Source organism: Marinobacterium stanieri (assembly GCF_900155945.1).
In the GTDB taxonomy this organism is placed as follows: Bacteria; Pseudomonadota; Gammaproteobacteria; order Pseudomonadales; family Balneatricaceae; genus Marinobacterium; species Marinobacterium stanieri.
The window spans coordinates 234,693-248,990 of sequence record NZ_FTMN01000001.1 but is presented as its reverse complement, the minus strand read 5'-3'; the positions used below and the strand labels follow the sequence as shown (position 1 = coordinate 248,990).

Sequence of the window (14,298 nt, the reverse complement as noted above, 5' to 3'; positions counted from 1 at the left end):
TGCTTGGTTGGTGATACCAAGCCAGAGGGGTCAATGGCTAAGTTTGACGGCAATTAAACCAGGCTTTTATGCATGAAGGTTTTTAAGGAGAAAAGGCAGGCCTAAACTTGCTTCACTTATTCACGCACTGGTTTGGCAGGTTTGAACATGAAAAGTTATCAAAGCATGGACCATTTTTGGATGCCATTTACGGCTAACCGCGCATTCAAGGCGTCACCGCGGATCATCGAACGCGCTGAAGGCATGTGGCTGCACAATGACCAGGGGCAGAAAGTTTTGGATGCAACAGCGGGTCTTTGGTGTGTCAACGCAGGCCATGGTCGCAAGCAGATTGCTGACGCTGTGTCACAACAGATCCAAACACTGGACTATAGCTCCCCATTTAACTTGGGTCATGATATCGGCTTTGAGTTTGCCGAGCGCCTGGTTAAGCATACCCCGGCGGGCCTAAACCGTGTTTTCTTTACTTGCTCTGGCTCTGAAGCAGTGGAAAGCGCGCTCAAAATCGCTCTGGCATATCAAAATGCTCGAGGTAAGGGCGGCAAGTATCGGTTTATCGGCCGTGAGAAGGGATATCATGGTGTGAACTTTGGTGGTATCTCCGTGGGGGGGCTTACTCCTAACCGAAAAGGTTTTGGCCCACTGCTACCAGTTGATCACTTGCCACATACTCTGGATATTGAGCGTAACGCCTTCTCCAAAGGTTTGCCTGAGTTTGGTATCGAGCGTGCCGAAGAGCTAGAAAAACTGCTTAGTTTCCATGGTGCTGATAGCGTAGCTGCGGTTATTGTTGAGCCCATCAGTGGAGCAGGTGGCGTTGTGCTGCCGCCGGTAGGTTATCTGAAAAAGCTGCGTGAAATCTGTACCCGTAACGATGTGCTGCTGATTTTTGATGAAGTTATCTGTGGTTGGGGGCGTCTGGGTGCTTCCTTTGGTTCGGTCAAATTTGATGTCCAGCCGGACATGATCACCTCCGCCAAGGGCATTACCAATGGCGTACTGCCGCTGGGTGCGGTGTTCGTCAAAGACGAAATCCACGACACTGTTGTGAACTCCGCACCCGAAGGCCAAGTGGAATTTTTCCACGGCTACACCTACTCAGCACACCCGGTAGCCTGTGCGGCAGGGTTGGCAACGCTGAATATCTATGAAGAGGAAGGGTTGCTGGAGCGCGGTTCCGGGGAAATTGGCGAGTATTGGGAGCAGGCGTTGCACTCACTTAAAGGGTTGCCAGGCATTATCGATGTTCGCAACTGCGGCCTGATTGGTGCGGTCGAATTTGCAACCGCCGATGGTTCTCTTGTGGGACCAAAGATTATGCAGCGCTGCTACGAGCTGGGTATGTCCATTCGCGCCGTGGGTAATGCCATAGCATTGTCACCGCCTGTGATTATCGAAAAAGAACACATTGATCAAATTGTCGATATCTTTACCCAGATTTCGCGCGAGATGTTTCAGGCCAAATAACAAATATCTCTCCCTTGGCAAGGCCGTCTTGCCATGGATTTGACCGTGAAGGTCGACCCCTTCCGGGTGCCCCCAAGGCGCCCGGTTTTTTTGTCGCTGCAGCTGCAGTATCAGCCTGCCAAGCCCTGTTCCTGAAGAATATCCTCAATGATTGGAATTGGGTTCATCATGTGCTCGAACACCAGGGTGCGAACCTTCTTTGTATCGCGAGACAATAGCGTTTCAATCAACATCTTGTGTTCGTTACGTTTGTCTGCCAATGCCTCTGGTGAAAAGACGGTGTGTCTAAGCCAGAGCTGGCGATAGCGCTCGGCCTGATCAAGCATAGTAGTGCGTAGCTCCATCAATTTGTTGGAACCGCAGCCACTGGCAATAGCGTTGTGAAATGCCTTGTGACGGCTATCCCAAAGCGACAGCATCTGTTCGGCGTTTTCCACCTCTTCCACTCGTGACAGAGTATGTGCGCTGGCAATGACCGAAGCTTCCCAGCTGTCATCACCTTTCTGGACTGCCAGTTCGGCGATCATGGCTTCAAGGCTGGCGCGGGCAAAATAGATGTCATGTAGTTCTTCGGTCGACATGGCGGCTACTCTAAAGCCACGTTGGCTGGCCGCTGTTACCAGGTGCTCAGCTACCAATCTTGATAGGGCCTCTCGCATAGGGCCTGTACCTATCTCATAGCGGTCACGCAGGTGGCTCATTAAAAGCTTGTCATCGGGCTTGAATGCGCCGGATGTGATATCGCGCTTTAGCTGTAGGTAGGCAGAATCCGCAAGATTGGTTTTTTCGTTCATATGCTTAGGGCCGTTAAGAAATCTCCTTGCATTATATCGACAGGCGGCAAATTTCAGCAAAGGCTGTATTTTGTATATTTTATATAAAAATGTAGATATTTTTTGCAAATGTAGTTTTTATTGTTTATTGTACATATAACAAACTCGATGACAGTGACTGATAAGTTGCTCTTTCGATATATAAGACAAATACCAGAATGAAGACCGAGGTTCTTATGACCGCTACCGTTCAATCGCTGAAAGAATCCACCCTGACAGGCAAGGGCTTCACTTTGCAGCCATCAACTCTTAGTGAGCGCTTGGTGGAATTGAAATTCAGCTCCGAAACCGTGCAAGCATTTCTGGCGCGTATCGCTGAGTGGCCGGTACAAGCGCTGGAATACAAGTCCATGTTGCGCTTCCGTGTTGCTGCTATTCTGGACGAACTCTGCGGTGGTGAATTGAAACCGCTGTTGATTAATAGCTTGGTTGATCGTAAGACCGGTGCTTTGATGATTACACCGGAAGGACTCACCAGTGTTGATCAGGCTGAAGAGATGGTGAAGTTCACTACGGCGATTGCCCATTTGTTTGGGCGTTCAAACTTTGATGCGATGAGTGGCCAGTACTACGCTCGTTTCGTCGTGCAGAACGATGACAATTCAGACAGCTACCTGCGCCAGGCTCATCGTGTAATGGAACTGCACAATGACGGTACCTTTGTTGAACAGGACACCGACTATGTTCTGATGCTCAAGATTGATGAGCAAAATATGGAAGGTGGTAACTCACTTTTGCTGCACCTTGACGATTGGGCAGACCTCAATCATTTCTACTCCAGCGAAATGGCACATCAGGAGATGCGTTGGTCGGCACCGCCCAGTAAAAATACTGGTAAGGATGTGTTCCACCCGGTATTTGATATGGACCGAAGCGGTCAGCCGATCATGTCTTATATTGACCAGTTCGTACAGCCTGCCAACTTCGAGCAGGGCAACTGGTTGACTGATCTGTCCGAATCAATTGAGAGCAGTCCTTCTATTTTGTCTGTGCGTGTACCGGTAGGCAGCTTCCTGCTGATCAATAACCACTTCTGGCTGCATGGCCGCGATAAATTTGTCGCACATCAGGGGCTTCGACGTGAGCTCATGCGTCAGCGGGGCTACTTCACTCACGCCAAAACACTGCGCAACCCCAAGCAGTAACGTCTTGACACAAAATGTGAATAAGTAAGCGAAGACCACTCCTTAGGCGGGTGGTTTTTGTCGTTCCAGCAGGAGTTGAGTATGTACGATTTTATTATTATTGGCGGTGGTATTGTGGGTATGTCGACTGCCATGCAGCTGCTCGAACGTTACCCGGACAAGAGGCTCCTTGTCGTGGAGAAGGAAAGCGGGCCGGCACAGCATCAGACTGGCCATAATTCTGGTGTGATTCACGCAGGTGTGTACTACACCCCAGGCAGTCTTAAGGCTAAATTCTGCTTACAAGGCAATATCGATACCAAACGCTTTTGTGATGAAAACGATATCGAATATGACGAATGTGGAAAGCTTTTGGTTGCCACCAATGAGCTAGAGATGGAGCGCATGAGGGCGCTTTGGGAGCGCACAGCGGCCAATGGTCTTGAACGCACTTGGCTGTCTGCAGGTGAACTTAAAGAGCGTGAGCCGAATATTGTGGGTATTGGTGGTATTTTCGTGCCCTCAAGCGGAATTGTGAACTATCGCAAGGTGACTGAAGGCATGGCTTGCCGTATCCAGTCGATGGGAGGCGAAATCCGTTACAACACCGAGGTTACAGGGCTGAAAGAGGAGGTGACGGGGGTCGTTGTCGTATCTTCTGAGGGCAGCTTTAATGGCCGTTACCTTATCACCTGCTCCGGACTAATGGCCGACCGAGTGGTCCGCATGCTGGGACAGGAGCCAGAGTTCCGTATCTGCCCCTTCCGCGGAGAGTATTACCTGCTGCCTCCCCAGCATAATCAGATCGTGAAGCACCTGATTTATCCGATTCCGGACCCCAATATGCCATTCTTGGGGGTTCATTTGACGCGAATGATCGACGGTACGGTCACGGTAGGTCCGAATGCTGTATTAGCTTGGAAACGTGAAGGCTATCGCAAGACCGATATTTCCTTGCATGACAGCTGGGAAAGCCTGGGGTATTCCGGTATTCGTAAGGTACTGCGTGCTAACTTCAAGCCGGGCCTGGTCGAGTTGAAAAACTCCCTGTTTAAGGGGGGGTATCTGAAGGAAGTACAGAAATACTGTCCCTCTATTGTCAAATCTGATCTCAGGCCTTATCCCGCGGGGGTGCGTGCGCAGGCGGTATCAGCAGACGGCAAGCTGGTAGATGACTTTCTGTTTGTTCGCACTCGTCGTACCATTAATGTATGCAATGCACCTTCACCTGCAGCAACTTCGGCACTGCCTATAGGGCGTCATATCATTGGTGAAGCCTGCAAGCAGTTTGGCATTGAGTGAAGTGGCTATTCACTTGTTTGGTCTGCGTAAAACTTAACGTTTAAAGCAGTCTGAGAGCCTGCAGTGGGGACGGTGTTAGTATCGGATAATCCTCATAACCGACGGGCCGTTTGTATCGGTCTGTCTCAGTTTCAGAGAGTCGATAATGCAGAGCTGCAAACTTGAAAAAAATAAGGCCTACATAGATGGGCGATGGGTAAGTGCCGCGTCTGGCAAGATGCATGCCGTGCTTAATCCGGCAACGGGTGAAAAAGTCGGAGAGGTTCCTGATCTGAGTGCTGAAGAAGCGAGCGCGGCCGTTGAGGCAGCTGACCGTGCCTTTGACGGTTGGAGAAAAACCACTGCCAAACAACGCTGTTCACTTTTGCGCCGTTGGTACGAACTGATTATGGACAATCAGGAAGCTTTAGCCCAGATTTTGACTAAAGAGCAAGGTAAGCCCTTGTCTGAAGCACGTGGTGAAGTGGCTTATGGTGCGTCCTTTGCTGAGTGGTTTGGTGAAGAAGCCAAGCGTACATATGGCGACCATATTCCTTCTCCGTCCCCAAACAACCGCCTGATTACTATTCTTCAGCCTGTGGGGGTTGTGGCAGCAATTACACCCTGGAATTTTCCAGTCGCAATGATCACCCGGAAGATTGCCCCGGCACTTGCTGCTGGCTGCACAGTAGTGCTCAAGCCGGCAGAAGATACCCCGTTATGTGCACTGGCACTGGCAGAATTGGCCGATCAAGCAGGTTTCCCAGCGGGTGTCGTTAATATTGTGACTACCTCTGATCCTGTATCCGTGGGAGATACTCTAACCTCACACCCGCTTGTACGTAAGGTTTCCTTCACAGGCTCTACTCCTGTCGGTAAGCATATTCTGCGTCAGGCTGCGGGAACTGTGAAAAAAGTTTCCATGGAACTGGGAGGTAACGCACCGTTCATAATCTTTGATGACGCCGATTTGGACGAGGCAATCAAGGGTGTGCTTATTTCCAAGTATCGTAATGCTGGGCAGACTTGTGTCTGTACCAACCGTATCTATGTTCAAAGGGATATCAAGGATCAGTTTGTCGAGCGCTTCAAGACTGAGGTTGCGAAGCTGAAAGTGGGCAATGGTGTTGATGCCAATACTGAAATAGGGCCTTTGATCAACGCGCGAGCGGTTGATCGTGTAGAGTCTGTGGTACGCCATGCCCAAGAGCAGGGCGCTGAGCTGCTGTATGGCGGTAGCCGTGATGACGCCGGTGAGCTTTTTTTCCAGCCGACTCTGCTTGGCAATGTGGATGAAAGTATGGAAATAGCTAATCAAGAGCTGTTTGGCCCTGTATCAACGCTCTTCGTCTTTGATGATGAAGCAGAAGTGATAGAACGTGCCAACGCCACGCCCTTTGGGTTAGCGGCCTACTTTTATTCTCGTGATATTGGCCGCTGTTGGCGTGTGGCAGAGGAGTTGGAATACGGCATTGTCGGTATCAACGAAGGTATCATTTCCAATGAAGTTGCACCTTTTGGTGGCGTAAAGGAGTCTGGCATGGGGCGTGAAGGGTCTCGTCACGGTATTGATGACTACCTGGAGATCAAATATCTCTGTATGGGGGGGATTTAACACTGAGGCTGTTATACGTCGACGTGAAGGGGCTGCCTATGCTCCTTCCATGTAGTTTCAAAAAAACCGGAGCCTTAACAGGCCCCGGTTTTTTGTTTATCAGGCTGGGAAGATGGTTTTTAGATATGGGCCATCACACTCTTGAAACGAAATTTCTAATCTTCAGTAAGACTTTCGTATAAGTTGAAGTCAGTTCCAGAGAGGATAAGTGTGTGCATAAGTCTGTGTTTTCGTATTTTGATATATACCACTGGTTGTATTTGCACTAGTACGGTGCATTGAAGGGGTCTATCTGTTTGAGGTGTTTTTTTCAAGTCGGCCAATGTCGTCTTGTATAGGGCAGTTTCCTGAAGAAAGCATATCGTTTCGTTTTTTGTGTGCAGGATTGGTGCATTTGAAGGCTTTTTTGGTGCGTTTTTCCGAAACAAACAGTTTTTGGATTGTTTGAAGAGTTTCAAAGTAAACGTCAGTGTTCAGCCGTTTACCCAACCTCAGGTGTTTGCGATAGTCCTGCTATCCCTTGTGGATATCTCTGAAGCAGGTCGAGATAAGAAGCATGCTTCAATACAGCATGGCTTTCCAATTCTAATAACTAATGGGTAAGTGATTATGAGGAAACTTCTGGGCAAAATGTCACGTCGTGTTACAGCCGGCGCACTTGCGTTGGCTCTTTCTGCGGGTGCTAGTGTCAGTGTAGTGGCGGCTGAGCATAATTGGCGCTTTGCTAACCTATACAGCCGTGGGACTGCATTTGGCGAGGTATACCAAAGCCTGGCAGATAATATCGAGAAAATGTCGGACGGACGTATCTCTGTACAGATGATGTATGCCGGTGAGGGTGTTAGTACAAATGGCATTTTCGGTGCGGTGAAGTCTGGACTCATTACTATGGGGGCTCCTTTTCAGCCTATGCATGCAGGTGAAATGCCTGCTGGCATCATTGAAGTAGGTTTGCCGGGCGGTACTGATAATCCTGCCGAATTGATGGACCTATTCTACGAGAAAGGTTGGCAGGCTATTCTGGAAGAAGCTTATGCTGAGCATGGCCTAGTATGGCTCGAGCCGTACATTCAGCCACCGGTTTACATTTTAACCAAAGAGCCTGTGAACTCAGTTGAAGACTTCCAGGGGCTGAAAATACGTGCTCCCGGTGCTTATGGAAAGTTCTTGCGCAACCTTGGAGCATCTCCTGTAAACCTGACATGGGGGGAGATTTACACTAGTCTTTCTACCGGAGTTATCGATGGCTCTATCGGTTCTAATCTGATTGACCATCGGGATGGTAACCATGTCGAAGTGGCTAAATACATGTACCGCATGCCCTTGGCTGGTGCCCAGGTATTGCCCGTCATCGTTAATCAAAGTGCTTGGAACAAACTACCAGATGATTTGAAAGAAATTGTGCGTGGTGCTACCGCTATCCATGCTCAAGAGCAGCTAACCAAATCGCGTTTGTGGGAAGCGCAGGCAATTGCTGACATGGAAGAAAAGGGTATGAAATGGAGCCCGGAACCCAGTGAAGCGGATAAGGCTGCATGGAAAGCCGCTGGAGCCAACCTGTGGGATGAATATGCTAAGGAAGGACCTTTCAGTGCACGTATGATCGATGTACTGAAAAAAGATGCTATGTGAGTAAAACCGAAAAGCAGAGGGCTCAGCCCTCTGTTTTTGTTTCTGGGGTAAATATAAATGACCACTTTACTTCGTAGCTATTGTTTGGCCATTGAGTTTTTTGTTCGCATTATAGGGCGTTCGGTTGCATGGTTTGTTCCGATCCTGTCATTGGTCGTGGCGTTTGAAGTTTTTGCGCGTTATGTTTTAAATAGTCCAACTATTTGGGCATACGATTTGTCACTCTTTTTGTTCGCTTATATTGCTGCACTGGGTGGGGCATATGCACAACAAAAAAATGCACATATAAACGTCGATATTTTCTACCTTAAAGTTTCAGAAAGAACGCGTCGTTTTTTCAACATGCTCACATACCTTTTGGCAATGTATTTCATGTTTGTCCTAATAAAGGTGGGTCTGGATCAGCTTGAGCAAACCATAAAATTCAATTATCGACGTCAAAGTGAATGGGCTCCGCCTATGCATCATTTCTGGGTGATGATTATTACTGCAGGAGGTTTAATGATGTTACAGCTTTCAGCACAGTGGGTCAGTGACTGTTACGGCTTAATTACGGGTAATGATCTTATTAGTCAGCCGGAGAGTGATGAATAATGGGTATTGAGCTTTTGACGGCAGTCTTACTGTGCTGCATTTTGTTTGCCTTCGCTCTAGGCGCACCGGTAGGTTTAGCGTTAGGTGGTATTGCGATGGCTGTGGGCTACTTGACCTGGGGGGAGGGGATTTTTAACCTGATTCCGTCGACCATCGACTCCACTTACTTTAGTTTTATATTATTAGCTATACCACTTTATATTTACATGGGCCAGCTTTTGACGCGGTCTGGTATTGGGGATGCGATGTTTAATGCCAGTCAAATGTTGATTGGCCGTATCCGTGGTTCACTTGCAGTCAGTGTTATAGGTGTATGTTCCATGCTGGGTGCAATGGTTGGAATTATCGGAGCTGGAATTATGACATCCGGCAGTATTGCACTGAAACCTATGCTCGAAAGGGGATATGATCGCCGTTTGGCTTTGGGAGTTATAATGGCTGGCGGTGGCCTTGGGATTTTGATTCCGCCGAGTGTCCCAATGATTATGTTTGCGTCTTCTACACAGAATTCAGTTGGTCGCATGTTTATTGCTGCACTTATTCCTGCATTGATTTCTGTGGTTTCACTAGCGCTGTATGTGATTATCAGCTGTAAACTAAAGCCCAGCCTGGCACCTATGGATACAGGGGCTGAAGCGCAGATGAGCCCCCGCAAAAAGTTTTTAACAATGCGAGATGGCATGTTTTCTGTGCTGCTTATTGTTGCGGTACTGGGAAGTATTATTTCTGGCATTGCAACCCCGACTGAATCAGGTGCAATAGGAGTAGTCGGCGCTTTGATCCTGGCCGTCGTTTTTAAGCGCTTCAAGGTTGAAATGTTCAAGTCTGCTGGCTTTGAAACCGCTGTATTGATTAGCGTGGCCATGTGGATTATTTTCGGCGCGACTTTGTTTAGTAACTACCATCTTATGATGGGAATACAGGGAATGGTTGCTTCTCTTACACAAGATTTGGGACTTCCTCCGATTGGCGTTATTATAATGATGCAGCTAATAATGCTGTTGTTGGGATTTATAATTGATGAGTTCATTATTGTACTCATGTGTGCCCCTTTGTTCACGCCAATAGCAGTGTCGCTTGGTTATGATCCTATTTGGTTCGGTATTCTGATGATCCTTAATATCGAGATTGCAGTTCAGACACCCCCTTATGGTTTTGCGCTTTTTTATCTTAAAGGGATAGCTCCCCCAGGTGTAACCATGGGGGAAATATACAAATCAGTAATTCCTTTTATTTGTATAAAGTTGGCCGTTTTAATCCTTTGTATGATGTTGCCTGACTTGGTTCTTTGGCTTCCAAATAAATTGATGGGGTGAGATATGTATCACAATATTTTGATACCCATGGACCCAGATTATCCTGATAATTTTGACTCGTTGGTAGCATTGGCGCTTAAAGTTGTTGAAGAAGGGGGAAAAGTTTCCACCCTATACGTCAACAAAAACTACATTCATCATGCTATGGCTGCAACTTCAAGCGATAAGCCAACAGAAATAGAAAAGGCGGTATTAGAAAAGGTAATTGAAAAGTTTAACTGCTCTGTACCTGAACAAGTAAGAGGTCGTGTCTATACGCAAAGAGGGGTAGTGCATGACGAAATTTTGAGAGTTTCCAAGCGAGTAGGTGCGGACCTGATAATTATGTCACCAAACAAGCGTCCTTGGTTGGATCGATTCCTCGGCTCCAATACAAGAAAAGTGATGCTTGAAGCTCATTGTAGTGTGTTCGTGCAGCGTTAATGGCAATTAGACTCTCCGAAACTAAAAGTGGCCGGGGCACCTTGCCCCGGCGTTTTAAGTACACATCTCTTTTGAATCAGTGTTTGGCTGTGACATTGGCTCCTTTGATACCCACCCGGGCATATATGGATCATTTTTGCGCTTCGATATGCTGGGTGTCAGTCAAAGTATAAGGAGCCAACATGAAAACGCGTGATGAGTGGCTGGCGCTGAGCCAAACGCTGGAGTTCAGAAACCAGGCGTATATCAACGGTGAGTTCCGCGCTGCAGCCAGCGGCCGTGTATTCCCGACGCAAAACCCCGCGACTGAAACCGTACTGACGGAAATCGCCGAGTGTGATGTCTCGGATGTGGATTTGGCGGTTGAAGCGGCACGGACAGTATTTCGTGCCGGTACTTGGGCGGAGTTGGACCCGGGGCAGCGCAAGCGCATCATGCTGAAGTGGGCCGACCTGATGGACGCGCACCGCGACGAGTTTGCGCTGCTCGATACCCTGGAAATGGGCAAGCCGATCAGTGAGATGCTGAGCATCGATGTGCCAGATGCCATCGACTGTATCCGCTGGACCGCGGAGTGCATCGACAAGGTATACGGTGAAATCGCGCCCACAGCTGCCGGTACGCTGGCGATGATTCATCATGAGCCGGCCGGTGTAGTCGGTGCCATCACCCCCTGGAACTATCCGCTGATGATGGTGTGCTGGAAGATTGCGCCGGCGCTGGCGGCGGGCAACTCTGTGGTGCTCAAGCCCTCCGAGAAGGCGATGCTGAGTGCTCTGCGTCTGGCCGAGCTGGCCAGCGAAGCAGGACTGCCGGATGGCGTGCTGAACGTAGTGCCGGGCTTTGGCCATACCGCCGGCAAGGCACTGGCACTGCATATGGACGTCAATGTGCTGGCGTTTACCGGTTCCACCCGCGTGGCGGGCATGCTGATGGGATACGCCGGTGAGTCCAACATGAAGCGTGTCTGGCTGGAAGCCGGCGGCAAGTCGCCCAACATTGTCTTTGCCGACGCCGATATCGAAAAAGCGGCGGCGGGTGCGGCGGCAGCGATTTTCTCCAACCAGGGCGAGGTGTGTATCGCCTGTTCGCGCCTGTACGTGGAGAACAGTATCAAGGATGAGTTCATGGCCGCGTTGCTGAAAGCGTCCGAGCGTTACCGTGCCGGTGATCCGCTGGACCCTGCCACGACCATGGGGCCGGTTGTCGATCAGACTCAGCTGCAAACGGTCGAGCGCTACATTGGCAGTGCCATCGAAGAGGGTGGTCAGGTTGTGCTCGGCGGTCAGCCAGAGTACCAGCCGGGCAAGGGCTTCTTTGTGAAGCCGACCATCATCGATAACACCCACAACGGCATGAAAGTGGTGCAGGAAGAGATCTTTGGCCCGGTGCTGGCCGTCAGTGGTTTCGACACCGAAGAGGAAGCGCTGGCATTGGCCAACGACTCCCGCTATGGCCTGGGTGCCGCCCTCTGGACTCGTGATATCTCCCGCGCCCATCGTGTCAGCCGCAAGATTGAAAGCGGCATGGTCTGGGTGAACACCTGGGGCGAAGGCGATTCAACCGTGCCCTTCGGCGGTGTGAAGGGGTCCGGCAATGGCCGCGACAAATCCCTGCATGCGCTGGAAAAGTACGTCGATATCAAGAACGTCTTTATTCGACTCTAACCAGGTTAGCCCGGCCGCTGACTGCTCGGTGGCCGGGTTTACTGAGCGCCCTGGTTTTCCAGCTCGTTCAGGTGGGTCAGGAACAGGTTGAAGATCTCCGATTGAGTCGAGGTATTCAGCCGGGTATGGATGTTCTTGCGGTGAACCTTCACGGTGCCGGGGCTGATATTGAGCATGCCGGCAATCGCCTTGGAGGAGTGGCCCTGCAGAATCAACGCCGTTATCTCCTGTTCGCGACGTGTCAGAACCCCTGAGGCGAAGGTTTTCAGGGCTTCTTTCATGGCACTGTCCGATTTCTCGTACTTCACATACTCCTGCGACTGCGACAGCCAGAACTGTCGAATCAGAGAGCTGATCACTGGCGCGATGCTTTGCAGGCGCTGCAGTTCGGCGCGGGTCACCGGCCCCAGTGTGGATTTCCGGCCCAGTGTAAGGGCGCAGGTCACCTGCTGGTTCAGCTGGGTCACGAGACTGATCTCTTCGGTCAGGTCAAAGTTCTTGTAGCAGCTCTGATAGTACTCCGTGGACTCGAAGGAATCCGGTGCGATCTCGGAGAGCCGGCTGATGGTGGCAATCTCTTGCGCTTGTATGGCGTTGAACAGCGGGTCGAGCACAAAGTACTTGTTGATGTAGTTGTGCAGGGTGATGCTGATGTCGCCCGGGTCGGTGGGGTAGATAATAATCGGCTTGAAGGACTTTTTATAAGTGACCATCAGAGCCGTGTCGAAATGACACAGCTCCGATAGAAACTCAACCAGCGAATTGGGAAAGCTCTTCAGCCGCGAGTGGTCAATCAGTGTAGCCAGGCTGCGATTGAACTGGGCTGAGGGGCTTTCTAAATGACTGCTCTTGATCATTTTCTACTGCCTGAGTCAGTTGGGCTGTTATTCGCTCTGCTTGAGTGACGCCAGGGTCAGGTCAAAGCAGTGGCGTGCTTTTTCGCACAGCTCATCCACTTCGCTGCGGCTGATTACGAGTGGGGGCGCCAGTACCATGCGGTCACCCACAGCGCGCATGATCAGGCCGTTTTCAAAACAGTGATCTCGGCAGACCAGCCCGGCGTTGGCGTCTTCAGGGAAGGGGGTGCGGCTGGCTTTATCCTGCACCAGCGCCATACCGGCCATCAAACCCACTCCTTCAATATGGCCCACCAGCGGGTGCTCCGCCAGAGTGGCGCGCAGCTGCTGCTGGAAGTAGGGGCCGATATCCGTGCCAACGTAGTCGACAATGTTTTCCGCTTTCATCAGGCGGATATTCTCCAGCGCCACGGCGGCAGCCGTCGGGTGACCGGAGTAGGTGAAGCCGTGGTTGAAATCCTCGTCATGAGCAATCAGAGCATCTGCCACACGGTCACTCATGGCGACCGCGGCAATGGGCAGGTAGCCGGAAGACAGCCCCTTGGCCATGGTGATCAGGTCGGGTTCGATACCCAGTGTCTGGCTGCCGAACCAGCTGCCGGTGCGGCCAAAGCCACAGATCACCTCGTCGGCTACCAGCAGAATACCGTACTTGCGACAGATTGCCTGGATTTCACGCCAGTAATTGGCGGGCGGTACGATGACCCCGCCAGCGCCCTGCACAGGCTCGCCAACGAAGGCGGCAACATTATCTGGGCCGACCTGCAGAATGCGATCTTCCAGTGCCTGGGCGCAGGCCTTACCGAACGCTTCCTCGTTCATATCGCCGGCTTCGCCATACCAGTAGGGCTGACGGATGTGTTCGATATTCGGCACCATTGGGCCGCCCTGAGCGTGCATGCCTTTCATTCCGCCCAGGCTGGCACCGCCGATAGTGCTGCCGTGGTAGCCGTTTTCCCGTGAGATGATGATATTGCGGTAGGGCTTGCCGACCACGCTCCAGTAATGGCGTACCAGGCGGATCATGGTATCCACGGCTTCAGAACCGGAACCGGCAAAGAAAATACGGTTCAGATCTCCGGGTGTCACCGAGGCGATTTCCTGCGCCAGGGCGGTTGCCGGGGCATGAGTGGTCTGGAAAAAGGTGTTGTAGTAGGGCAGCTGCTGCATTTGCTGAGCGGCCGCATCCACCAGCTCCTGACGGCCATAGCCCATGTTGACGCACCAGAGGCCGGCCATGCCGTCGAGAATTTTATTGCCCTCCGTGTCCCAGAGCCAGACACCCTCGCCCTTGCTGATCACGCGCGCGCCCTTGGCATTCAGAGCACCGGTATTGGTGAAAGGGTGCAGGTGGTGGGCGGCGTCGGTGGCCTGAATATCGCGGGTTGTGAACATGCTCTCTTGCTGGATCGGCATACTGACCTCCGGTCTTATTGTTGGTGTGGGGGCTGGATCACGAATGTGATCACAAACCGAGATTTTGTGATCA

At 50.9% G+C, this 14,298-nt stretch carries 12 protein-coding genes; 9 read left to right on the top strand and 3 right to left on the bottom strand.

Features of this window, described 5'->3' with window-relative positions; translation table 11 throughout:
- Positions 1 to 147: 147 nt before the first annotated feature.
- Positions 148 to 1,467 carry an omega-aminotransferase AptA gene (gene aptA / locus BW956_RS01125; RefSeq protein WP_076460166.1) on the top strand — a complete coding sequence of 440 codons (1,320 nt, stop codon included), beginning with the start codon at positions 148 to 150 and terminating at the stop codon, positions 1,465 to 1,467.
- A 110-nt stretch (positions 1,468 to 1,577) separates the two neighbouring features.
- On the opposite strand, the gene csiR is transcribed toward aptA, so the two are convergent.
- Positions 1,578 to 2,261 (bottom strand): DNA-binding transcriptional regulator CsiR, encoded by a 684-nt coding sequence (csiR, locus tag BW956_RS01120; RefSeq protein ID WP_076460165.1) that lies wholly within the window; start codon positions 2,259 to 2,261, stop codon positions 1,578 to 1,580.
- 215 nt (positions 2,262 to 2,476) lie between these two features.
- Between csiR and glaH the strand changes: the two genes are divergently transcribed.
- From glaH to BW956_RS01080, 8 genes are all read left to right on the top strand, one after another.
- A complete protein-coding gene (gene glaH, locus BW956_RS01115) occupies positions 2,477 to 3,445 on the top strand; it encodes a glutarate dioxygenase GlaH (RefSeq protein WP_076460163.1) in 969 nt (322 codons plus the stop codon).
- Positions 3,446 to 3,526: 81 nt separating this feature from the next.
- Entirely contained in the window at positions 3,527 to 4,726 is a 1,200-nt protein-coding gene (gene lhgO, locus BW956_RS01110) for an L-2-hydroxyglutarate oxidase (protein WP_076460162.1), read from the top strand.
- 145 nt (positions 4,727 to 4,871) lie between these two features.
- A complete protein-coding gene (locus tag BW956_RS01105) occupies positions 4,872 to 6,320 on the top strand; it encodes an NAD-dependent succinate-semialdehyde dehydrogenase (protein WP_076460160.1) in 1,449 nt (482 codons plus the stop codon).
- 630 nt (positions 6,321 to 6,950) lie between these two features.
- Positions 6,951 to 7,952: a TRAP transporter substrate-binding protein gene (locus BW956_RS01100; protein ID WP_244894308.1), complete on the top strand. Its 1,002-nt coding sequence runs from the start codon at positions 6,951 to 6,953 to the stop codon at positions 7,950 to 7,952.
- 57 nt (positions 7,953 to 8,009) lie between these two features.
- A complete protein-coding gene (locus tag BW956_RS01095; RefSeq protein ID WP_076460157.1) occupies positions 8,010 to 8,546 on the top strand; it encodes a TRAP transporter small permease subunit in 537 nt (178 codons plus the stop codon).
- Positions 8,546 to 9,862 carry a TRAP transporter large permease gene (locus BW956_RS01090; RefSeq protein WP_076460155.1) on the top strand — a complete coding sequence of 439 codons (1,317 nt, stop codon included), beginning with the start codon at positions 8,546 to 8,548 and terminating at the stop codon, positions 9,860 to 9,862. The genes BW956_RS01095 and BW956_RS01090 overlap by 1 nt, the downstream gene beginning before the upstream one ends.
- Before the next feature lie 3 nt (positions 9,863 to 9,865).
- On the top strand, positions 9,866 to 10,285 hold the full coding sequence (locus BW956_RS01085; RefSeq protein ID WP_010321755.1) for a universal stress protein: 420 nt from the start codon (positions 9,866 to 9,868) through the stop codon (positions 10,283 to 10,285).
- Positions 10,286 to 10,467: 182 nt separating this feature from the next.
- The gene (locus BW956_RS01080; RefSeq protein ID WP_076460153.1) at positions 10,468 to 11,952 is read left to right on the top strand and encodes an aldehyde dehydrogenase; all 1,485 of its coding nucleotides are present in this window, start codon (positions 10,468 to 10,470) and stop codon (positions 11,950 to 11,952) included.
- 38 nt (positions 11,953 to 11,990) lie between these two features.
- Here the strand turns inward: BW956_RS01080 and BW956_RS01075 are convergent, their stop codons facing one another.
- Both BW956_RS01075 and BW956_RS01070 read right to left on the bottom strand, forming a co-directional pair.
- A complete protein-coding gene (locus BW956_RS01075) occupies positions 11,991 to 12,809 on the bottom strand; it encodes a LuxR C-terminal-related transcriptional regulator (RefSeq protein WP_076460151.1) in 819 nt (272 codons plus the stop codon).
- A 27-nt stretch (positions 12,810 to 12,836) separates the two neighbouring features.
- Positions 12,837 to 14,225, bottom strand: coding sequence for an aspartate aminotransferase family protein (locus tag BW956_RS01070; RefSeq protein WP_076460149.1), 1,389 nt, complete (start codon positions 14,223 to 14,225; stop codon positions 12,837 to 12,839).
- Positions 14,226 to 14,298: the final 73 nt, after the last annotated feature.

Excerpts from the sequence above, each read along its gene's own strand:
- BW956_RS01090 (WP_076460155.1), top strand. The coding sequence starts at position 8,546 with ATGGGTATTGAGCTTTTGACGGCAGTCTTACTGTGCTGCATTTTGTTT.
- BW956_RS01070 (WP_076460149.1), bottom strand. The coding sequence starts at position 14,225 with ATGCCGATCCAGCAAGAGAGCATGTTCACAACCCGCGATATTCAGGCC.
- BW956_RS01080 (WP_076460153.1), top strand. The coding sequence starts at position 10,468 with ATGAAAACGCGTGATGAGTGGCTGGCGCTGAGCCAAACGCTGGAGTTC.
- BW956_RS01085 (WP_010321755.1), top strand. The coding sequence starts at position 9,866 with ATGTATCACAATATTTTGATACCCATGGACCCAGATTATCCTGATAAT.
- BW956_RS01100 (WP_244894308.1), top strand. The coding sequence starts at position 6,951 with ATGTCACGTCGTGTTACAGCCGGCGCACTTGCGTTGGCTCTTTCTGCG.
- BW956_RS01075 (WP_076460151.1), bottom strand. The coding sequence starts at position 12,809 with ATGATCAAGAGCAGTCATTTAGAAAGCCCCTCAGCCCAGTTCAATCGC.
- aptA (WP_076460166.1), top strand. The coding sequence starts at position 148 with ATGAAAAGTTATCAAAGCATGGACCATTTTTGGATGCCATTTACGGCT.
- lhgO (WP_076460162.1), top strand. The coding sequence starts at position 3,527 with ATGTACGATTTTATTATTATTGGCGGTGGTATTGTGGGTATGTCGACT.
- csiR (WP_076460165.1), bottom strand. The coding sequence starts at position 2,261 with ATGAACGAAAAAACCAATCTTGCGGATTCTGCCTACCTACAGCTAAAG.
- BW956_RS01105 (WP_076460160.1), top strand. The coding sequence starts at position 4,872 with ATGCAGAGCTGCAAACTTGAAAAAAATAAGGCCTACATAGATGGGCGA.
- glaH (WP_076460163.1), top strand. The coding sequence starts at position 2,477 with ATGACCGCTACCGTTCAATCGCTGAAAGAATCCACCCTGACAGGCAAG.
- BW956_RS01095 (WP_076460157.1), top strand. The coding sequence starts at position 8,010 with ATGACCACTTTACTTCGTAGCTATTGTTTGGCCATTGAGTTTTTTGTT.